At 42.6% G+C, this 20,283-nt stretch carries 20 protein-coding genes and 3 other annotated features; of the genes, 7 read left to right on the top strand and 13 right to left on the bottom strand.

Translation table 11 applies throughout. The features are described from left to right. The first annotated feature begins 81 nt into the window (after positions 1–81). Both QUF94_RS06505 and QUF94_RS06500 read left to right on the top strand, forming a co-directional pair. Complete coding sequence (locus QUF94_RS06505) at positions 82–978, top strand: TetR/AcrR family transcriptional regulator (RefSeq protein WP_289315131.1); 897 nt, start codon at positions 82–84, stop codon at positions 976–978. A 237-nt stretch (positions 979–1,215) separates the two neighbouring features. Beyond that, a complete protein-coding gene (locus QUF94_RS06500; protein WP_289315130.1) occupies positions 1,216–2,889 on the top strand; it encodes a ribonuclease J in 1,674 nt (557 codons plus the stop codon). Positions 2,890–2,939: 50 nt separating this feature from the next. Here the strand turns inward: QUF94_RS06500 and QUF94_RS06495 are convergent, their stop codons facing one another. Continuing rightward, the gene (locus tag QUF94_RS06495) at positions 2,940–4,358 is read right to left on the bottom strand and encodes an amino acid permease (RefSeq protein WP_483313640.1); all 1,419 of its coding nucleotides are present in this window, start codon (positions 4,356–4,358) and stop codon (positions 2,940–2,942) included. 72 nt (positions 4,359–4,430) lie between these two features. On the opposite strand from QUF94_RS06495, the gene QUF94_RS06490 reads away from it, so the two are divergent. Further along, a complete protein-coding gene (locus QUF94_RS06490) occupies positions 4,431–4,673 on the top strand; it encodes a hypothetical protein (RefSeq protein ID WP_289315129.1) in 243 nt (80 codons plus the stop codon). Between the two features lie 62 nt (positions 4,674–4,735). On the opposite strand, the gene QUF94_RS06485 is transcribed toward QUF94_RS06490, so the two are convergent. Next, the gene (locus tag QUF94_RS06485) at positions 4,736–5,971 is read right to left on the bottom strand and encodes an MFS transporter (protein ID WP_289315128.1); all 1,236 of its coding nucleotides are present in this window, start codon (positions 5,969–5,971) and stop codon (positions 4,736–4,738) included. 543 nt (positions 5,972–6,514) lie between these two features. After that, on the bottom strand, positions 6,515–6,682 hold the full coding sequence (locus QUF94_RS06480; RefSeq protein WP_289315127.1) for a hypothetical protein: 168 nt from the start codon (positions 6,680–6,682) through the stop codon (positions 6,515–6,517). 258 nt (positions 6,683–6,940) lie between these two features. On the opposite strand from QUF94_RS06480, the gene QUF94_RS06475 reads away from it, so the two are divergent. The 3 genes from QUF94_RS06475 (at position 6,941) to QUF94_RS06465 (ending at position 7,970) form a co-directional block, all read left to right on the top strand. Beyond that, complete coding sequence (locus tag QUF94_RS06475; protein ID WP_289315126.1) at positions 6,941–7,567, top strand: LysE family transporter; 627 nt, start codon at positions 6,941–6,943, stop codon at positions 7,565–7,567. Next, positions 7,533–7,694 carry a hypothetical protein gene (locus tag QUF94_RS06470; RefSeq protein ID WP_289315125.1) on the top strand — a complete coding sequence of 54 codons (162 nt, stop codon included), beginning with the start codon at positions 7,533–7,535 and terminating at the stop codon, positions 7,692–7,694. The genes QUF94_RS06475 and QUF94_RS06470 overlap by 35 nt, the downstream gene beginning before the upstream one ends. A 135-nt stretch (positions 7,695–7,829) precedes the next feature. Further along, on the top strand, positions 7,830–7,970 hold the full coding sequence (locus QUF94_RS06465) for a hypothetical protein (protein WP_289315124.1): 141 nt from the start codon (positions 7,830–7,832) through the stop codon (positions 7,968–7,970). Positions 7,971–7,982: 12 nt separating this feature from the next. On the opposite strand, the gene thrS is transcribed toward QUF94_RS06465, so the two are convergent. Continuing rightward, on the bottom strand, positions 7,983–9,890 hold the full coding sequence (gene thrS, locus QUF94_RS06460) for a threonine--tRNA ligase (protein WP_483313679.1): 1,908 nt from the start codon (positions 9,888–9,890) through the stop codon (positions 7,983–7,985). A gap of 58 nt (positions 9,891–9,948) precedes the next feature. Continuing rightward, positions 9,949–10,170 (bottom strand) — a binding site (T-box leader). Between the two features lie 29 nt (positions 10,171–10,199). Beyond that, positions 10,200–10,423 (bottom strand) — a binding site (T-box leader). A 28-nt stretch (positions 10,424–10,451) separates the two neighbouring features. Then, positions 10,452–10,671, bottom strand: a binding site (T-box leader). A 121-nt stretch (positions 10,672–10,792) separates the two neighbouring features. Here thrS and QUF94_RS06455 point away from each other — a divergent pair. Further along, entirely contained in the window at positions 10,793–11,068 is a 276-nt protein-coding gene (locus QUF94_RS06455) for a hypothetical protein (protein ID WP_289315122.1), read from the top strand. Between the two features lie 38 nt (positions 11,069–11,106). Here QUF94_RS06455 and QUF94_RS06450 read toward each other — a convergent pair whose 3' ends face one another. From QUF94_RS06450 to ablB, 9 genes are all read right to left on the bottom strand, one after another. Beyond that, positions 11,107–11,763 (bottom strand): DUF7010 family protein, encoded by a 657-nt coding sequence (locus tag QUF94_RS06450; protein ID WP_289315121.1) that lies wholly within the window; start codon positions 11,761–11,763, stop codon positions 11,107–11,109. Positions 11,764–12,141: 378 nt separating this feature from the next. Further along, positions 12,142–13,635: an amino acid permease gene (locus QUF94_RS06445; RefSeq protein ID WP_483313639.1), complete on the bottom strand. Its 1,494-nt coding sequence runs from the start codon at positions 13,633–13,635 to the stop codon at positions 12,142–12,144. Positions 13,636–13,789: 154 nt separating this feature from the next. Beyond that, positions 13,790–15,115, bottom strand: coding sequence for a peptidase (locus QUF94_RS06440; protein WP_289315120.1), 1,326 nt, complete (start codon positions 15,113–15,115; stop codon positions 13,790–13,792). An 11-nt stretch (positions 15,116–15,126) separates the two neighbouring features. Then, positions 15,127–16,308, bottom strand: a complete 1,182-nt coding sequence (locus tag QUF94_RS06435; protein WP_289315119.1) for a thiolase family protein — start codon at positions 16,306–16,308, stop codon at positions 15,127–15,129. A 19-nt stretch (positions 16,309–16,327) separates the two neighbouring features. Next, positions 16,328–16,990: a 3-oxoacid CoA-transferase subunit B gene (locus tag QUF94_RS06430; RefSeq protein ID WP_289315118.1), complete on the bottom strand. Its 663-nt coding sequence runs from the start codon at positions 16,988–16,990 to the stop codon at positions 16,328–16,330. Continuing rightward, on the bottom strand, positions 16,975–17,673 hold the full coding sequence (locus QUF94_RS06425; RefSeq protein WP_289315117.1) for a CoA transferase subunit A: 699 nt from the start codon (positions 17,671–17,673) through the stop codon (positions 16,975–16,977). Before QUF94_RS06425 ends, QUF94_RS06430 begins: the two co-directional genes overlap by 16 nt. A 10-nt stretch (positions 17,674–17,683) precedes the next feature. Continuing rightward, positions 17,684–19,051, bottom strand: a complete 1,368-nt coding sequence (locus tag QUF94_RS06420; protein ID WP_289315116.1) for an aspartate aminotransferase family protein — start codon at positions 19,049–19,051, stop codon at positions 17,684–17,686. A gap of 79 nt (positions 19,052–19,130) precedes the next feature. Continuing rightward, positions 19,131–19,361, bottom strand: coding sequence for a ferredoxin (locus QUF94_RS06415; protein ID WP_061464616.1), 231 nt, complete (start codon positions 19,359–19,361; stop codon positions 19,131–19,133). Between the two features lie 13 nt (positions 19,362–19,374). After that, complete coding sequence (ablB, locus tag QUF94_RS06410; RefSeq protein ID WP_289315115.1) at positions 19,375–20,238, bottom strand: putative beta-lysine N-acetyltransferase; 864 nt, start codon at positions 20,236–20,238, stop codon at positions 19,375–19,377. Positions 20,239–20,283: the final 45 nt, after the last annotated feature.

The raw sequence follows: 20,283 nt of genomic DNA, 5'->3' as shown, positions 1-20,283 counted from the left end.
TAAAATAAGGGTTTGTGCTGTAATGGAAAATAGAGTACGATTACATTTATACAAGCAGTATAATGAAAATTAGGTGATATGATGAATAATCGAAGGCAGAATGTCATCGACACGGCTCATAAGCTGTTTATTGACAAGGGCTACCAAGCCACGTCCATCCAGGACATTCTTGACGGCAGCGGTATATCAAAAGGTACATTTTATAATTATTTCCCTTCGAAGGGTGAATTATTTATAGCGATTTTCCGTTCCTTCTATACAAAGATTCGCCATGAACGGGAAAAACTGTTGATTGGTCAAGATTCCGCAGATATTGAAATTTTCATCCGGCAGCTCGAACTGCAGATGATGGTGAACAAGCAAAGCAAATTACTTATCCTGATCGAGGAAGTCCGTGTCTCCAACGATGAAGAATTAAAACAATTCATCAATCAGACGCTATTGTTGAGCATACGTTGGATGTATAACCGTTTTCTCGATATATTCGGGGAAAGCAAAAAACCCTTTCTTTTAGATAGCGTCATTATCTTTCATTCGATGATGACCCACATGAATCATTTTAGCTATCGTGCTAATGCGGCCGGTACACCGGACATACAAACTATTCGCTATTGCATGAACCGAATTGTCCATTTAGTCAATGAAGTGGCTGAAAGCGGAGAACAGATTCTTGATCCGGAACTAATGGACACGTGGTTTCCCAACTTTAAAAACCATCTTGATCCTTGCCATAATGATTTGCTGAACGCCACCACGGAATTGAAAAAAGCGATAAACAAAGCTTTTCCTTGCGGTGAAGATCGAACAAGAGCGATCGAATTGGTCGATTTTATCCAAGATGAGCTGATGCAGGCAGACAAACCGCGAAAATTTTTGATAGAAAGTTTGCTGAACTCTTTAAAGACTCAATATGCAGAGCAGGTCCAAGGATACATTGAGACTTTTGAGGAAAGCATCAACTCTTGCTTGAGCCAATGAAGGAACGAGAGCGGATTCTTCTCTAATGAGGATGGAATGGTTTACTCATGCACCTACTGAAAACGGTAGGTGTTTTTTTATGAGCATTAGTAGCTTGTTAACGCATGTTTCTCAGCCCTCCTCCCTTTAAGGTTTGGTTTTTAATTGCTTGGGAAGTCATTTTAAAAAAGAAGTTGGTTTTATAAGAGGGGCCTAAGGAAACACTATCCTTATTATATTAAAGGGAGGTCTAGCTATTTGAGTGTGAATGAAAATGCTTTGTCCATACTGGCTCTAGGCGGAGTGAATGAAATCGGTAAAAACATGTATGTGGTTCAATATTCAAACGATTTGGTCATTATTGACTGTGGTGCAAAGTTTCCTGATGAAAGTTTATTAGGAGTCGATTTGATCATTCCTGATATTACCTTTCTTCAGGAAAATAAGGAGAAGATCCGGGCTTTAATTGTGACTCATGGGCATGAAGATCATATTGGCGGTATCCCCTATTTCTTGAAAAAATTGAATGTACCGATTTATGCCACACGTTTAACACTTGGTTTGATTGAATTGAAATTAAAAGAACATAACCTTTTGGGTGATACTGAATTGATCCAGATCGACTCGGATTCAAAGTTGGAGTTCGGGGAGTTGCGTCTGGACTTTTTCAAAACGAATCATAGTATACCCGATTGCCTTGGAGTCACCATGCATACTCCGGAAGGCACGGTCGTTCATACAGGGGACTTTAAATTTGACTTGACTCCCATGAATGATCAGTATCCTGATATTCATAAAATGGCGAAAATCGGGAGTGAAGGTGTACTGGTTTTATTATCTGAAAGCACGAACGCAGAACGTCCCGGCTCAAGTCCCTCGGAGCATCTGGTTGGCAGCCATATTGAAGAAGCCTTTATGCAGGCTAAACAGAAAGTTTTTCTTTCAACCTTCGCTTCAAACGTCAATCGCGTTCAACAAGTGGTGAACGCTGCTCAGAAGACAAACCGAAAATTAGCTTTACTTGGACGGAGCATGGTGAACGTCGTATCCGTTGCCATCGAGCGCGGCTACCTCGACGTTCCTGAGGGGATGCTGATCCAAGCACATGAAGTCGATAATTATGCTCCTGAAAGAGTCGCGGTTTTATGTACGGGAAGTCAAGGAGAGCCGTTTGCTGCCCTGTCTCGCCTTTCCAGTTCGAATTATCGGGATATGAGTATCTTAGCTGGTGATACCGTGATTCTTGCCTCCACTCCAATACCGGGAAATGAACGCGATGTTTCACGCATCATCGACAACCTGTTTCAACTGGGGGCCAAAGTCATTTACGGATCTGGAACTGTAACAGGCATGCATGTTTCCGGTCATGCCTATCAGGAAGAGTTAAAGCTCATGCTTACCCTGATGAAACCTAAGTATTTCATACCCATTCACGGGGAGTATCGGATGCTGCACCAACATCGACTACTAGCTGAGTCTGTCGGGGTGGAGCAGGACAATACTTTCATCATCAATAATGGCGATGTCGTTGATATTGAAAACTCGGTCGCCCGTCAAACGAGAAAGGTCGCTGCCGGCAATACCTTTGTTGACGGTGTGGGCGTTGGTGATGTTGGAGAAATCGTTCTACGGGACCGTAAGCAGCTCTCCGAAGATGGGATGCTCGTAATCGTCATAACACTAAGCAAGACGGAAAGAAAAATAGTATCAGGACCCGATACCATTTCCCGAGGATTTGTATATGTTCAAAATTCCGAAGAGCTCCTGAGACATGTAAATCGTCTTGTCACGAAAACGGTCAACGATTTACAAAGTGATAAAATATACCGATGGAATATCATTAAACAAACCATAAAGAAGGAACTGGGGCAATATCTCTTTACCCAAACTAAGAAAAAACCAATGATCCTTCCGATAATCATTGAGATTTAGCGCCAACACATAAAAAGGAACTAGACTTTATATAGTCGAGTTCCTTTTTTTCAATCCAGTTCCGATTTACTGGCTCTTGCGGCCATCGCCTTGTTCTTATTCCAAACCTTGAACTTCATGAAAACGGCAGCAAGACCGATGATCACGATGAATAAAAGGCTTATGAAGAACCCTGGTCGTATTTCTTTTTCAAGCAGGGTACCACTTACGGCGGCTAAAATTAAAAGAAGTCCGAAAACGGCCGTAATCTTACTCCACATCTTATTTTCCAAGATTTTGAATGAAGAAAGAATGATGAATGCCCAGTTATACAAAAGTAATATTCCAGCAGATGTTGTAATGTATTCATAAATCTTGCCTGGCAGGAGCAAGGCAGTGATGATCGATCCTAAAAGACCTAAGGCTCCAAGCCCCAGTGAGGGCAGTGGAAGATCCTTGAATTTCTTGATCTTTTGCATGAATACCGAGGGTGCATTCCCATCATTGGAGAGCGTTACCAATAGATTGGTTACACCAAATAGTGAAGCGGTCATCGTCGAGAATCCGGCAATGATGATCGCACCATTAAAAACGTGCGGGAAAAATGTCAGGTGATAACTGTCCAATGCCGAAACGAATGGACTTTCTTTTTCACTGAATGCCCCTAACGATATCATGGTCACGGCTAATCCCAATGAAACGACATATATTATAGTAAGAACCAAGAGCATGATTGTCCCTGCCTTTGGCGCATCTTCTTTATTTTTAAGCTGCATCGCCATCAGTCCAATGACCTCAATGCCGCCAAACGCATAAAAAGCATAGATAAGGGATGTCCAAAACCCTGTTAGCCCTTTTGGGAATAATTCATTGTACGTATTAGGAAATGAGGGCGGTTTCCCTCCATTAAGACCAAACCAGCCGAAAACGGCACATATTGCAATAATGATAAACATTACGATCGCTGCTGTCTTAATTACCGCAAGGATGTTTTCCACTCTGTCGAACCCTTTGGTTCCCAGCAATACCACCACGATTGAAACTATGGCAAAACCTGATGCAAATAGCCACAGCGGTACTTTAGGGAACCAAAATTGTGATAATAGCGAAAGCGCAGTAAGTTGACTTCCCATGATCAATATATTGGAGGACCAATAATTCCAGCCACAGCTAAAGCCAGCCCATCTTCCAAATGCTTTATTGGCATAATAACAAAAAGAACCCTCTTGAGGATCGGCTGCCGTCATCTTAGCAAGCAGATTATAAACGATGTAGGTACCTAGTGCAGCCAATACAAATGAAAATACAATGGATGGCCCCGTCGTTTTAATCCCAATGGTCGATCCGAGGAAATACCCTGTCCCGATCGTACAGCCTACACCGACCAATGATAGCTGCCACCATTTCATATCGCCTTGTTGTTCACCTGATGCCTTGGAATCTTGACCAGCCTTCCCTTTCGCTGAACTGCAATTGGCTTTTGTTGTCATAACATTACCCCCTTCCATCATTCATAGTGTTGATAATGCCACAATGAATTATGCAAGGAAGAATCTTTCCAGATGATTAATCAAATACCTTATGTAATAAACTTAAGCATTAAGAATTATGTTAGGATGGCAGCAAAATTAATCCCAAAGCCGATCAGTGATGATCCAGAGATGATCGAAATCGCCATTAAGCTTTTTCCATTTAAGAACCTGCGAAATCCATTCGTTAATGCCAATACAAAAAAATCCCAGCAGGTAAGACCAAGAAAAATCATCCCGCGATGGGATAACACTTTTCACGCGAATTACACATAAAAAAATCCGTGTGGAAAAACCCGGCTTTTTAAAATTTTCCTTGGTATGCTTTTCGAAGCCTTTTAGCTAACAGCTGCTTCTTTTTTATCTGAACTAATGAATTTCATAACAATCAATACAATGCATATGCCAATGATTCCCGAAATGATATAGGTCATATTGACATGATTTTTCATGACAAGGGACATAACCGGCGGGCCTGCCGCAACTCCGATGAACCTTGATGACATGTAGAAAGAGGTAATCGTCCCCCGCTGTTCCTTTTTTATATTTTGAGTGATGATTGCGTCGAGTGTCGGCAATAACGCACCAATTGCTATGCCAACTATGCTCGTTATGAGTAATAGAAGGAAAACCTTTTCTTTTGTAAAACCGACAAAAACAAGGCTGATTGAAAGGACAGCTATACTGATCATGATGATCATTTTCATGATTGGTAATTCTCCCTTGATTTTTTTCCCTGCAACATAAGAAGATACACAAAGAAAAAACAGCGGGATCGCTATCACGAAACCTTTTTTGACTCCATGCAAATCATGGACTTTTTCAAGGTTGTCAGACAAAAAGAAAAGAACACCGAACAAAACCAACATGACAAATACACCAATCAGGAAAACTGTATATAACCATTTTCCCTCCTGCTTGAATATTTTTTTCGTATCATGCCAGAATTCTTTAAATTTCTTCGGTTCATCCTTCTCCTTTGGTACCTTTATAAAGAAAAAGACCAAGACAATAGATATTAAACTGAAGAATGAAATCGAGAAGAATGGTAAAAACCAGATAAATGCGGCAAAAAGGGAACCCAATATTGGACTAAGGACTTTACCAAATGTATTCGAGGTTTCAATGATACCCAAGCAAGAACTGGTTTTTTCATCATCATCCTTGTATAGGTCCCCCACTAGAGGCAAAATGATCGGCGAGGCTCCAGACGCACCAATCCCTTGCAATACTCTCCCAATGATGATCCATGTATAGGGATCATCCATTTTCCATGATGCATAACCCGCGATCAAGCCGCCGATCAGGGCAAGGACAAGGCTTGGCAGGATCACCATCTTCCTTCCGAATCGATCTGATAAATAACCAGCAATAGGAATTAAGAAAATAGATGCAACAGAATAGCTTGTAATCACCATACTTGATTGAAATGAAGATATTCCCACCTTTTCCTCGAAAATCGGCAAAACAGGGATAAGCATTGAATTTCCTAGTGTCATTACCAATGGAATCGATGCCATACTGATGAGACACCACACGCTCACATCATTTTTTTGCTTCTCATGACCTTCCATACTTACACTCCTCATCCATTATAAAAGCAACTTATTGCATAAAAGGTAACATATCTGTGTAATCAATTTGTTGTGCATCATTTTTTAGATGTCTTTAATTATTATGTTATAGGGCAATAATATTTATTAGTGCCAAAATTACCCCTTTAGGACTTTCCTCTTCTAGTTTGCCTCGACTTTATAATATGGATTCATTCTACTTTAAACCAAAAAACCCATTCTTTAAATGAATGGGTTTCCCTGCATTTCAAATGTCACTCGATTACGCGCTTCCTAACATGTATCCTTTCGCATTCCTTCGAGAGTCCCTGCTATTAATCAGCTATCGTGTTTAACTATGAAAGAATAATATTCTTTTCATTGCAATCATTTACTATTTGGTCATTCCATACCGAAACCTGAACCTCGCCAATATGTGCTTTCTTCAACAAAAACATGCATAATCTGGATTGGCCTATTCCTCCACCTATTGAATATGGAAGATTTCCTTCCAATACGGACTTATGATATTCGAGCCCCGTATGATTTTCGTTTTTGGAAACTTTAATTACCATTACCCTCTTTTAGAACAATAGGGGCTGATACTTTTATTAGGTTTAACGCAGTTGAAAGTCCTTCTTCAAAATGATCCTTTATTTCATTAATAGCGATATCAGTACGCATGATATCAAAGATTGTTTTGTACTTATTTGGCATTGATAATTCCGGCATAATTATCCTCCAATTCCCTTTTGAACCCTGGTTTAATGCATGCATATTTGACGTCTTTCCATTTGACTAAATTACATGATGAAGGACCTTTCTACGTTGGTACAAAAACATCCAGGTCACGACTAGGTACATCCATAAGGAGCAAACCCGACTAAATTCACCATATCCACTCAAAAAAAGGACTAAAAAGGTGGTACAAGTCTAATTGTTTGAATACATTCAAATAAGCGAAGATGTAACAAACGATGAGGTGATGAATTGGGTGTTTTTTTCAGCTATGTATTATTGGGCTTATCACTGGCGGCTCCTATCGGTCCCATTAACGCTGCACAATTGGACAAAGGGATCAAGAAAGGTTTTTGGCATGCCTGGATTTTTGGCTGGGGTGCCATTTTAGCGGATTTTGTTTTTATAGCCCTCGTCTTTTTCGGTGTTGTCCACTTTTTGGACAGCTCCTTCATGAAGACATTTTTGTGGCTTTTTGGCTTTTTCGTCCTGACCTATACCGGAATCGAAAGTCTGCTTAGTGCAGGTAAGATTGAAGTGAATGTACGAAAAGCGAGAGATTCCCTTTTTTCTTCATTCCTAACAGGATTCATCATGTCCCTTTCGAATCCTTTATCCATTTTGTTTTGGCTAGGAATTTATGGATCCATTCTCGCTAACTCCGCTTCTAAATATGATATGGATCATCTACTTTTATACAGTTCAGGCATCCTTATCGGCCTCTTAACCTGGGATTTCACAATGGCCCTCATCGCCAGCACCTTCAGACGTTTCTTATCCAAACCTATTTTAATGGGCATTTCGATCATTTCAGGAATATCCCTTATAGGGATTGGCATTTACTTTGCCATCCAGGCAGCCAAAGTTTTGTTTACATAAAGATTTAAGGAGCTGTAAGCATTTACTCGTGAGTTTTGGTGCTTTACTCGTGAATTTCAGGCATTTACTCGTGAGTTTGGCGGATTTATTCGTGAATTTCGATGCTTTACTCGTGAGTTCGTATTAATAATCTTACTTTAACTGTTTCCAACAGTTCATTCCTGGCGTTGGCTGGGTATGGATTTGTAGATAGATAAAAAAAGACAGCCGATATATTCGGCTGTCTTTTTTTATCCAAACCTAATCCAATGGGCATTTACTCGTGAAATTCGCGCATTTACTCGTGAATTCCGTGCATTTACTCGTGAGTTTCGCCCATTTACTCGTGAATTCCGTGCATTTACTCGTGAATTTCGCCCATTTACTCGTGAATTTCGTGCATTTACTCGTGAATTTGGATTAAGCTGCTTTCATATTAGATGCTACGTTCTTTTATTTGCTGGACCATTTTCTTGATGAACGTTTCTATTGCGACATTTTCAAATTCTTTTTCCCCGTATTTCCGGACATTCACTTCATTTTCTTTCTCCTCTTTATCGCCAAGGACCAGCATATATGGGATTTTCCCCATCTGCGCTTCCCTGACTTTATACCCCAGCTTTTCATTCCGATCATCAATTTTCACTCTTATGCCTTGATTCTTCAGTTCTTTTTGAACCTTTAAACAATAATTCAAATGAACTTGTGAGACAGGGATGATCTGTACTTGCACCGGGGCAAGCCATACCGGAAAAGCACCGGCAAAATGTTCTATCAGGATTCCAAAAAAACGATCGATCGACCCAAATATGGCACGATGAATGACGACCGGACGAACTTTTTCATTATTTTCATCGATGTAAGTCAGATCAAATTTATCGGGCATCTGAAAATCAAGTTGGATTGTTGCACATTGATGGCTTCGTTTTAATGCATCTTTAATATGAAAATCAATTTTCGGTCCATAAAATGCCCCGTCCCCTTCATTTAACTGATAATGTATCCCGATGCTTTCCAGAACATTTTTCAAGGCTGTTTCAGAAGCTTCCCAAAGGGAATCATCGCCCATTGAATCCTCTGGACGTGTCGAGAGTTCCACCGAATACTCGAAACCAAAAGTGAGATACACCTTATCAATCAGATGAAACACTTGTTTAATTTCACTTTCGATTTGATCCTGCCGAACAAAAATGTGGGCATCATCCTGACAAAATGTACGGACCCGCAACATCCCGTTCAATGCACCGCTATATTCATGACGGTGGACTTGACCGAACTCGGCCATCCGGATGGGTAAATCCCTGTAAGAATAAAGATTGTTTTTGAAAATAAGCATATGACCTGGACAGTTCATTGGCTTCATAGCGAATTTTGTTTGATCCACCTCAGTGAAGTACATATTCTCATGGTAATGATCCCAGTGACCCGATTGTTCCCATAACCGCTGGTTCATCATGAAAGGAGTCCGAACTTCGTCGTAATCAGCTTCAGTCTGAAGCTCCCGCGAGAACTTCTCCAATTCATTTCTAACGATTTGTCCTTTCGGTAAATAAAACGGCATTCCAGGAGCTTCCTCCGAAAACATGAATAACTCCAACTGCTTCCCTAATTTTCGGTGATCGCGTTTGGCCGCCTCTTCCAAGAATTTATAATGATCCTGTAAATCTTTTTTCTTTCGGAAAGCCACGCCATACACCCTTTGAAGAACTTCATTTTGATTATCTCCCCGCCAATAGGCTCCCGATACACGAGTCAATTTGAACGATTTTACAAATGATGTGGATGGAAGGTGCGGTCCTCTGCAAAGATCGACGAATTCCCCCTGTTGATAGACCGTTAGTTTTTCATCTTTAGGGATATTCTTTGCTATATCCAACTTGAATGACTCCCCTCTATCCTGGAATAACTTCACAGCTTCTGCATAAGACACTTCGATCCTTTTAATTTCAAGATTTTCACTTATGATATGTTCCATCTCTTTTTCAATAGCTTGTAAATCTTCTGAGCTCAAAGGATGATCTAACTTAAAATCATAGTAAAAACCATCTTCCACGACTGGCCCCATCCCTAATTCCACATTTCGGTATATTCTTTTCACAGCCTGAGCCAAAACATGCGCCGATGTATGTCGTAAAACTTGTAAACCTTCATCCGAATCCAGAGTCAAAATCGACAGTTCGGCATCCTTATTCAACTTGAAACTTAGATCAACCAGTTGCTTATCCAGTTTTCCTGCTACTGCCTTTTTCCTTAAACTTGAGCTGATTGACCCTGCCACACCTTCCACTGTCATCCCTTGCGGATATTCCTTTTGCTGCCCATCCGGGAATTGAACCTTAATCATTTTTTCACCCATCACATAAACACCCCTTTTTATAATAAAAAAACGCACTCATCCCTATTCAAGGGACGAGTGCGTTTACCCGTGGTTCCACCCAATTTCCCATAAGCAAGAAACACTCATGGCTCTGGAGCTTGTAACGCAGCTTAGACGATATCAGGTACTCTCGTTCACCGATATAGCTCAAAGGCGGTAAATCAGTTTCCTAAGCCAGGAAGTTCGCAGCTGCCCTTCCCTCTCTGCAGACCGTAAAAATGATTCATGTCCTTATCATGGCAATATTTTTATATAAAAAAACGCACCCATCCCTATATAAGGGACGAGTGCGTTTATACCCGTGGTTCCACCCAATTTCCCATAAGCAAAAAACACTCATGGCTCTGGAGCTTGTAACGCAGCTTAGACGATATCAGTTACTCTTGTTCACCAATATAGCTCAAAGGCGGTAAATCAGTTTCCTAAGCCAGGAAGTTCGCAGCTGCCCTTCCCTCTCTGCAGACCGTAAAAATGATTCATGTCCTTATCATGGCAATATTATAAAAATAAAAAACGCACCATCCCTAAGTAAGGGACGAGTGCGTTATACCCGTGGTTCCACCCAATTTCCCATAAGTAGATTACTTATGGCTCTGGAGCTGTAACGTAGCTTAGACGATATCAGTTACTTTCGTTCACCGATATGGCTCAAAGGCGGTAAATCAGTTTCCTAAGCCAGGAAGTTCGCAGCTGCCCTTCCCTCTCTGCAGACCGTAAAAATGATTCATGTCCTTATCAATGCTTCTAAAATGTAAATGGATTTTTATATTGTTATATATATTACAATATATTCCCATAAGTGACAACCTCAAATTTTTTCATTTCATTACAAACACTAAATTGGTATAATTAGTAAAAAAGGAGTCGTCATGAAAAGTTTAAGCAATTGGTCTTTCGTATTTGCAGTGATTGGTGCCGTATCATTTTGCTGCGCCTTTTTTTTACCAAAATCCTTCGAGCTTCTAATGGTCTCAGGATTCGGTGCGTTACTTATTGGTATGTTATTTAGTTTCGGGGCCATGTTAAAAAGTGAAAAAGGAAAGACGAAGCTTCTGGCTGTGGCTGCCTTCTTTCTTTTAAGTTTCATTCTGGTTTGGAATGAACCATTTCAAATCATCAGGCTATTAACCTGGATGAAAAATTAATCAAAACCCGTTCGCCACGACGGGTTTTTGTATGTTTCCTATTGATTTTCATTGTGTGAATTTTCCTCTTTCGCTTCCCTTGGATTCTTTACACTAAGCAATAATGTCAGTCCAGTGGTCCAAAGAATTAGCGCGCATCCAAAGCCAAGCAAGGATAACGGTGCAAGGATTTGATGCTCCCCAAACATGACGGTGTCTGGCACAATAAGCAATGTGATAAGCGCCAATAAACAGAGAAGCACTCCTGTTGCATAGTAGACCTTGATTTGGAAAAGCGCCGCCAAAGGTAAAAAATGAATCCCTACAATAATGGCGATGACTCCAGGAATAAGATCGGTCTGATTGATCATATTACAGATGGCGATGGCAATCCCAATCAGCAAACCTTCGGCAATGAAAACGATATTAAACCAGAAATTCATACGTTTCAAACGCCTAGCCCCATTTTCTGAAACTTGATCGGGCATTTTTTGTGATGCATATATTAATGAAATGCCCTCTATAACCATTATGATTCCTACGAATATGGCAGCAAGTTCCACGTAAGGAAACCCCCACCCTTGCAATCCCATTACACCGGTACCTGCCCACAACGTGCCGAATAATGCCATGAAAATGACGCCAATTCCAGAACCGCGAAACGCCTCTTTCGATATGAGTCTTGAGGTTTGCATCATCAGTTTCCTTTCATCCACAGGTAATATCGTACATAGAATAATAGTATTGCGCTCACTCCCCGATTATTCATCATCACGGTCTTAAGCCATGCAGCCCAAACTGCAAAAATGCCAAAGCATTGACTATTATGGTGCCACTTCACCTTCAGCCAACATTGAATGGGCTGGCAGCAAATAAAACGACCTTTTTTATCGGGGACCTAAGAGAATATGTCTACTTACCTCCATAATGAGATAATTGCCCTTTTCGTCGATATATTTCTATTTTCGGAGATATAACTGGGTTTTCGTCGATATAACTAGGTTCATACAGTATCGGCGTCTAATTAAGCAATTTCTTAATTAACAAAAAACCTGAGTCCCCAAAGGGGTCTCAGGTTTTTCTATTCCTATCAGCTAAATGGTTTTATCAAATTGGCAATCTTTCAATGAAACTAATTTGGTTTTATGATAAATCTTGTAACCTAACCAAATTGCCAGGAATATCGGTAATCCGATATAGGAGACAGCGACGCCATACCAGTCGATGCTGCCGCTTAGGTATGCTTCATAGTTTTGTCCTGCTATGACGACCATGCAAAGGACGAATGAAAAAATCGGACCGAATGGAAACCATTTTGCTTTATATTTCAATTCGGTTAAGTCACCACCTTGTGCAACATAGGCACGTCTAAAGCGATAATGGCTTATGGCAATTCCAATCCATGCGATGAAGCCCGTTAGCCCCGATGCGTTCAATAGCCATGTAAATACATGGTCCCCAAAAATGGAGGTCAAGAAGGCGAGTCCCCCAATTAATGCCGTGATAAGCAAAGCATTCATCGGGATTCCCCTGCGATTGACCTTGGCGAGGAATTTGGGAGCTTGATTATCTTTTGCCATCGACCATAACATCCGCGTTGATGCATAAAGCCCCGAGTTCCCTGCAGATAGTAAGGAAGTTAACACGACAGCATTCATGACGGATGCCGCGAATGCAAGTCCTGCGCGTTCAAAAACAAGTGTGAAAGGGCTTACAGAAATATTTTCTACATCCCCGTTCAGCAAACTTGGACTCGTATAAGGAATTAACAGACCTAGTATCAGGATGGCACCGATGTAAAACAATAGGATGCGCCAAAATACTTGGCGGATGGCATTCGGAACATTTTTTTCGGGTTCCTCACTTTCTCCGGCAGCAATACCAACCAGTTCCGTGCCTTGAAAAGAAAATCCCGCTATTAGAAAGATACTGATGATCGATAAAAATCCTCCTTTGAATGGTGCCTCACCCATGGTGAAGTTTTCAAACCCGATCACCTTTCCGCCAAAAACCCCTAAGATGGTCAATAATCCAATAATGATAAAGAAAATGATGGCGACGACTTTTATTAAAGCAAACCAATATTCAGATTCACCAAAGCTTTTAATGGACAGGGCGTTGAGGGTGAAGACGATTCCAAGAAATAATGCACTCCAGATAAGGCTGGGTACATCAGGGAGCCAGAATTTCATGATGATGGCTGCTGCAGCTATTTCCACGGCAAGGGTGACTGCCCAGTTAAACCAATAATTCCAGCCAAGTGCAAAGCCGAATGCGGGATCTACAAAGCGTGTGGCATAGGTGGAAAATGATCCCGATACAGGCATATATGTCGCCATTTCCCCTAAGCTCGTCATAAGGAAATAAACCATGATTCCAATGCATGCATATGCAGCGAGGGCACCACCGGGCCCTGCACTCTGGATGGTTGCCCCGCTTGCCAGGAATAATCCGGTTCCTATTGAACCGCCAATGGCTATCATGGTCATATGCCTTGCTTTGAGATTCCTTTTAACTGTCGGTTCTTGCTTATCATTGAGATTCCTTTTAACTGTCGGTTCTTGCTTATTAATGAGATTCATGTCCATATGGTTCCTACCTCATTTTCTTTTAATATTAAAAGTTCAAGAAATAGTAAAAGAGATATTTTTAGATATGAATAGTCTCCCACAACCTTTTTGTGGAAGACTTTATTGCAGTTAAGGAAAATCCTGATATTTACTGGCTAGTCTACTATCCGGTTTAATTGCCATTGCCTTGAATCGTCAGCTTATTCCCTACAGGAATAGCCTCATCCTGATCTTGTTCCATTCCACACCATTGAATTAAAGTAAGGGCAATGATCTCCGCTGTCGAGAAGACATTGTCGAGTAGGATGTATTCATTTGGATAATGGGCAACCTCGGTCACTCCAGGCCCGAACACGATTGCGGGCGTTTCACCGACATGTGTCAGCAATCCCCCATCCGTTCCCCACGGGGAGGCTTCAATGACCGGGTCCTTGCCAGCAACTCGCCGATATTGATGAACAAGCGCATTCATCAGTTCATGCTCTACATCAATTGCTCCTGGAACCCAGCGTGCCCCAAACCATTCCAATACGGGCGGGTTTTCCTTGAACCATTCGTCCACTTCTTTCAGCTGCACTAACCAGTCAGCCATTTCGTCCTTCGCCTGCTCCATCGTTTCCTCCGGCGCAACGCCCATCCTCCCCTCGATTTTCACAAGGTCTGGAACGGATGACGGCCAATTGCCACCTTCAATGACACCTAGATTGATTGGAATCGGAATAGGCGTGTTCTGATAAAGCGGGTCAATGATACGTGCATTTCGCTTTTCTTCCAAGGCACGAATATGATTGATGACGGTCATGCTTTTTTCAATGGCACTAACGCCTTCATACCTTGTTCCGCCATGGGCTGACCGTCCTTTAACATGGACCCGGAACCACATCGAGCCCTGCTGTTTCGGGAAAATCCTCATATTCGTCGGTTCAGGGATAAGGGCAGCATCGGCTTTATATCCCCTCAGGACGGCTGCTAATGTTCCGGCCCCGCCGCTTTCTTCTTCAATCACACTTTGAAAAATGACATCTCCTTTTAATTGGATGCCATTTTCCTTCAATGCCTGCATGGCAAGGATCAGGGATACATTGCCCCCTTTCATATCGGTTACGCCACGTCCAAACATTCTTCCATTCTTAATGGCTCCACTATATGGATCGTCGTCCCATTGTGCCCGGTCACCGTCAGGAACCACATCGATGTGCCCGTTCAAAATGATGGAACGGCCACCTCCAGTCCCTTTCATGATTCCCACCACATTAGGGCTGTTGGAGAAATCACTTCGTGGAGAATGGAAATAAGAATGCTTCTTCAGTTCGCCGCCGTCAGGTTCCCAACTATCGATCTGCAAACCCATTTCCTCCAGCTTTTCGGCGACGATGGCCTGTGCCCCGGCTTCATTTCCTTGCGTACTCGGGGCTTGTACCATTTTTTGCAATAGGTCTGTTCCTTCTTCCCGATGATCCTTAATCCATTGGTTTATCCGTTTTTTTATATCCGGCACTTTTATCCTCCTTAAATACACATATTCTCATAGATTACTGAAAGTCCCATTCCACCTGCCATACACAACGTTACCATTCCGTACTTAACTTGTGAACGCAACATTTCATGCATCAGTGTGACTGTCAATTTTGCACCTGTTGCTCCTACAGGGTGACCAAGTGCAATTGCCCCTCCATTGACATTGACAATATCCTGATTCAAATCTAACTCCTTGATCACTGCAAGTGCTTGGGCAGCAAAGGCTTCATTTAGTTCAAACAGTCCGATATCCTCTAACGATAGACCTGCTTTTGCCAATGCCTTTCGAGTCGCTGGTACGGGTCCAATCCCCATAACTCCAGGTTCAACTCCTGCACTGGCGAAAGCCTTTATTTTCAAGAGCGGTTTTAATCCCTTTTCTTCTGCTTGCTGCTTGGACATTAATAGTACAGCTGCAGCTCCATCATTCATAGGACAGGCATTTCCTGCCGTAATGGTTCCTTCATTTTTGAATACTGCTGGAAGACTGGCTAGTTGATCTAGATGAATGTCCTCGCGTACCCCTTCGTCATGGTTGAAGATTTGAAGTCCTTTTCGATCCTTGATTTTAAGCGAAATAATTTCTCTATCAAAGCGACCCTCTACTATAGCTTTCCAAGCCTTCTTGTGGCTTTGATAAGCAAATTGATCCTGTTCTTCACGACGGATACCGTATTTTTCAGCCAAGCGCTCGGCAGTTATTCCCATATGCTCATTTCCCAAGGAACATATTAATCCATCTGCCAGCAGAGCATCCTCCATCGTTACGTTTCCAAATTTACCGCCCCATCTATTTTTCACGATATAAGGCACATTGCTCATGCTCTCCACTCCGCCGGCAATGATTACGTCTTCTTGACCAGCAGCGATAGTTAAAGCGGCGTTGGTAATGGCCTTTAAACCTGATCCACATGCTTTGATTACAACGTGGCCTGGGACACTGTGTGGGAAACATGCCATCTGCGACGAAATTCGGGCCGAGTTAAGTCCGCCTCCATGGACATAGCCATGTCCGAAAATCACTTCATTTACCTTTTCTTTACCTAACTCACAATTATCCATTAAACCTTCTAATACTTGACGGCCCAATTCGGTAGCTTTAACATTCCGTAGTGATTTGCCAAAGGATCCAACTGCAGTTCGCGCTCCAGCAACGATGACAACCTCATTCATGCTTTTTTCCTCCTCTTACCTATTCAATGGTGTTGACAGCAGCATGGATTTTCAACGTTGCCTCCGTATTCCTTATCACATCATCAACGGTATATGGCGCCATGACTTCCTTCAGCACCAATCCCTCTTCCGTAACTTCCATGACTGCCATATCTGTGATGATTAAATCCACACTCTGCCTTGCCGTCAACGGAAGCGTACAGGTCTTCAATATCTTCGATTCACCCTGCTTATTCACGTGATTCATCAGGACGATCACCTTTTTGGCTTTCTGGGCAAGCTCCATCGCACCGCCCATCCCCGGCACCCGCTTACCTGGGACGATCCAATTCGCCAAGTCTCCCTTTTCACTGACTTCCAGGGCTCCAAGGATGGTGATGTCGATGTATCCTTTCCGGATCATTCCAAATGCAGTTGCACTGTCAAAGTAAGAAGCGCCCATTACAGTGGTAATCGGGAACCCTCCTGCATTACAGAGGGCAGGATCTTCTTTCCCCGGATCCGGACTTGGACCTGTACCTAGAACGCCATTTTCCGCATGGAACAGCACATGGATATCTTGAGGTATATGGTCGGCCACCAAGGTAGGGATGCCGATGCCTAAATTGACGATCAATCCGTCATCGATTTCCTTGGCGGCGCGTTTCGCGATGCGATTTCGTACATCTACTGCCATGCCCATTTCCAATTCACCCCTTTTGTCGGAATCACCATATCTACATAAATGCCTGGTGTGGCAATACACTCCGGATCCAATTCGCCTGCAGGAACAATTTCTTCCACTTCCGCAATCGTGAAGGCCCCAGCCATCGCTACCAGCGGATTGAAATTGCATGCAGTCTTGTCGTACACTAAATTCCCCAGCGAATCTGCCTTTTTCGCATGGACGATGCTGACTTCAGCGGTCAACGCGGTTTCCACTAAATATTCTTTTCCTTCTATGACCATCTTGTTCTTGCCTTCTTCGGCTATCGTGCCAATCCCGACATCGACAAAAATCCCGCCTAAGCCTACACCGCCAGCACGAATCCGTTCTGCTAATGTCCCTTGCGGTGAAAACTCCACTTGCAGCTTTCCTTCAGTCATGAGCCTGCCGGCATTAGGATTGGATCCGATATGTGAGGCGATGACTTTCTTTGCCCTTTCAGCAGTCACTAGCCGGCCTATGCCGATATCAGGGAATCCAGTATCATTGCCAATCAAGGTCAAATCCTTAACACCCTTGGCCAGGATACCCTGCACGAGCGTGGGGGGAGTCCCCACTCCGCCAAATCCGCCATACATGAGCGTGCATCCATCGGAAATATGCTCCAGTGCTTCTTCCAGGGTCACAATTTTGTTTTTCTTCGTAATGACCTGTTTCATACCGTTCCTCCTAAATAGCCTGCATGTCCTCAATCAAACCTTCCGAGTGCAATTCACGCTGCAACTCTTCAAGGGAAGCTTCCAGTATCTTGACGAGGCGATCGATTTCTTCATTCGTAATGATTAATGGCGGAGATAGGATAACCGCATCACCAGCGATTCCTTCAATCGCACCTGCAGCAGGATAGATCAACAATCCCTTCGCAAAAGCCTTGTTGACAAGCCTAGTAGTCAGGCCGATTTGCAAGTCGAATGGCGTTTTTGATATCCGATTGGAGACAAACTCAAGTCCGAGGAGAAGCCCTTTCCCCCGTACATCACCAATGATGTCGAATTTCCCAGCCAACCCTTGCAGCTTCTTAAACAGATATTGACCTTTTTCTTCAGCCGCCTGAACCAGGTCATTTCCCTCAATGTAGGAAAGTACTTCCAATGAAACGGCTGCAGATAGAGGATTTGCACTATATGTGTGTCCAGCCATGATTGAATTCGAGCCTTTTAAAATGGGCTCCATGACACGGTCACTAACCATTGTGGCTGCCATTGGAGTATAACCGGCGCTCATTCCTTTACCCAATGCGATGATATCCGGGTCGACTCCCCAATGTTCCATAGCGAACATTTTTCCTGTCCGTCCGATTCCCGTCATTACCTCATCGGCGATAAAGAGAATGTCATAGTTTTCGCAGATTTCCTTAATCCTTTGATAGTAGCCATCCGGCGGTGTTACAGCACCAGCGGATGCCCCGATGATCGGTTCTGCGATGAAAGCTGCGATATTCTCGGAGCCGACCCTTTGAATGGCTGTTTCCAGTTCATTTGCACACTGAAGCTTGCAGCCGGAAGATTCATTATTATAAGGACAGCGATAACAGTAGGGAGCGGAAATGCTAGGGAAATCTTCCAATAGCGGAACAAAACGCTTTCTCCTCGGTACATGACCTGACATCGATAAAGCGCCCATCGTAATTCCATGATAACTCGTCCATCTGGAGACGATACGATTTTTACGCTCATATCCTTTTTCTTGCCAATGCTGAATCGCTATCTTCATCGCCGTTTCGGTCGCTTCGGATCCGCTATTCACGAAAAATGACCAATTCAAATCCCCTGGAGCCAAATCACTTAGCTTTTTGGCTAATGCTTCTGCGGCTTCACTCGTAAAATGAGACCTGTATGCAAAAGAAACTTTGCGGGCCTGCTCCGTCATTGCATCGACAACGTCCATTACACCATGGCCAATACTTGCCGTAACAGCACCTGATGATCCGTCTATATACTGCTTACCATCTGTATCATAAAGATAAATTCCATTCCCATGAGAGATAGTGGGATAGTCATGATCTAAAGTAGGCTTAATCAAATAATTGCGTGTCATGTCATCTCTCCTTTTAACGTTCGTACCCACGTGCTTCATTCTATTAATCAATTAATTTCGCAGATTAAAAAAACCTAGTTTACCAGCTAAAAGGTTCATCCTGAATCAGGATTGACTCTGTAGGGCAGCCTTCCATAGCATCCTGCATGTCATCATGCAGGATTTCAGGAACTTCGGCAATCCCCTGATTATCATCCAAGATCACAAAAGCAATCCCTTGATCGTCATAGTCATAAATTTCAGGACCTGTTGAACCGCATGCCCCGCACGCAATACAGGTTTCTTTATCAACCCATGTGTATTTAGCCATAGAAACAATCCTCCTACTTGAAAGATAAATCTTTACCCCAAATATTCATGTCCTCATACTTATCCCAAATATTGCAATTCTTCGTTAATCTTCCGCCATATTCATAACCAAGCTGATGAAAAACGGCGTTCATTCCCATCGACAATGATCGCGCCAATGAATAAGAGCAATAAATGTTTTTCCTGATCAATTCTTGTTCCAAAGCGGAGATTAGCACCTTCATGAAACCATGCTTTCGATGATGGGGAATCGTTGCACAGTCCGTCAATTCAGCATTATGATACATCTCATTCACTTCCGCGGATGCAGCACTCACAATGGATTCTTCATATTCGATAACACTGAAGATCGTACCTTCCTCCATCACTTTCTTGATATATCGCTCATCATTCATCGGTGTAGGATAGGTTTCAAAAATTTCACCATATAAATTAGCCAGCTCTTGCGCATCTTCATCTGTAGCAAAACGGAGGATATAATTTTCAGGAATTTTCTGCATATCCATCAGTCTGGGAATCTCACTTACATCTTGGATGACTTTATCTTCCTTGACCCAAAAGTCGCTCGTTCGCCTTTCATCCGTTAAATAGAAAGCCATGCAATAGGCATCATTTCCGTTGAAATACCTGCTTAATATTCCTTCCAGCATGTATCCTTGTCCCAATGCCGTAGATAAATCTTCGTTTCTAGCTTTAAGTATCACTTTAGTAAAGCCCTGCTCCTTTGCGATGACAAGCGCCCGGGCCATCGCTTTTTTGATATTTCCCCGATAATCATCCATGCGCAAGCGCTGATTGGCATGATCATGATAGAGTTCCATCGTATAACAATCCCCAGTCTCGATCTGGGTGAAAAAAGGCAGCTTTTGAACAGGCATTATGTAACCCCCTTATTTAAAGAATTCGGGAGAAGAGATGCATAT

The organism is Peribacillus sp. NJ4 (assembly GCF_030348345.1).
GTDB lineage: Bacteria > Bacillota > Bacilli > Bacillales > DSM-1321 > Peribacillus.
This window is presented reverse-complemented; position numbering and strand designations above follow the sequence as displayed.

What these genes read in the sequence shown, in the direction of transcription:
- QUF94_RS06480 (WP_289315127.1), bottom strand. Translation starts at nt 6,682, where the DNA reads ATGCCGGAATTATCAATGCCAAATAAGTACAAAACAATCTTTGATATC.
- QUF94_RS06420 (WP_289315116.1), bottom strand. Translation starts at nt 19,051, where the DNA reads ATGACACGCAATTATTTGATTAAGCCTACTTTAGATCATGACTATCCC.
- QUF94_RS06485 (WP_289315128.1), bottom strand. Translation starts at nt 5,971, where the DNA reads ATGGAAGGTCATGAGAAGCAAAAAAATGATGTGAGCGTGTGGTGTCTC.
- QUF94_RS06430 (WP_289315118.1), bottom strand. Translation starts at nt 16,990, where the DNA reads ATGGGCATGGCAGTAGATGTACGAAATCGCATCGCGAAACGCGCCGCC.
- QUF94_RS06435 (WP_289315119.1), bottom strand. Translation starts at nt 16,308, where the DNA reads ATGAATGAGGTTGTCATCGTTGCTGGAGCGCGAACTGCAGTTGGATCC.
- QUF94_RS06505 (WP_289315131.1), top strand. Translation starts at nt 82, where the DNA reads ATGAATAATCGAAGGCAGAATGTCATCGACACGGCTCATAAGCTGTTT.
- ablB (WP_289315115.1), bottom strand. Translation starts at nt 20,238, where the DNA reads ATGCCTGTTCAAAAGCTGCCTTTTTTCACCCAGATCGAGACTGGGGAT.
- thrS (WP_483313679.1), bottom strand. Translation starts at nt 9,890, where the DNA reads ATGATTAAGGTTCAATTCCCGGATGGGCAGCAAAAGGAATATCCGCAA.
- QUF94_RS06495 (WP_483313640.1), bottom strand. Translation starts at nt 4,358, where the DNA reads ATGACAACAAAAGCCAATTGCAGTTCAGCGAAAGGGAAGGCTGGTCAA.
- QUF94_RS06490 (WP_289315129.1), top strand. Translation starts at nt 4,431, where the DNA reads ATGATTAATCAAATACCTTATGTAATAAACTTAAGCATTAAGAATTAT.
- QUF94_RS06445 (WP_483313639.1), bottom strand. Translation starts at nt 13,635, where the DNA reads ATGGACATGAATCTCATTAATAAGCAAGAACCGACAGTTAAAAGGAAT.
- QUF94_RS06455 (WP_289315122.1), top strand. Translation starts at nt 10,793, where the DNA reads ATGAAAAGTTTAAGCAATTGGTCTTTCGTATTTGCAGTGATTGGTGCC.
- QUF94_RS06425 (WP_289315117.1), bottom strand. Translation starts at nt 17,673, where the DNA reads ATGAAACAGGTCATTACGAAGAAAAACAAAATTGTGACCCTGGAAGAA.
- QUF94_RS06415 (WP_061464616.1), bottom strand. Translation starts at nt 19,361, where the DNA reads ATGGCTAAATACACATGGGTTGATAAAGAAACCTGTATTGCGTGCGGG.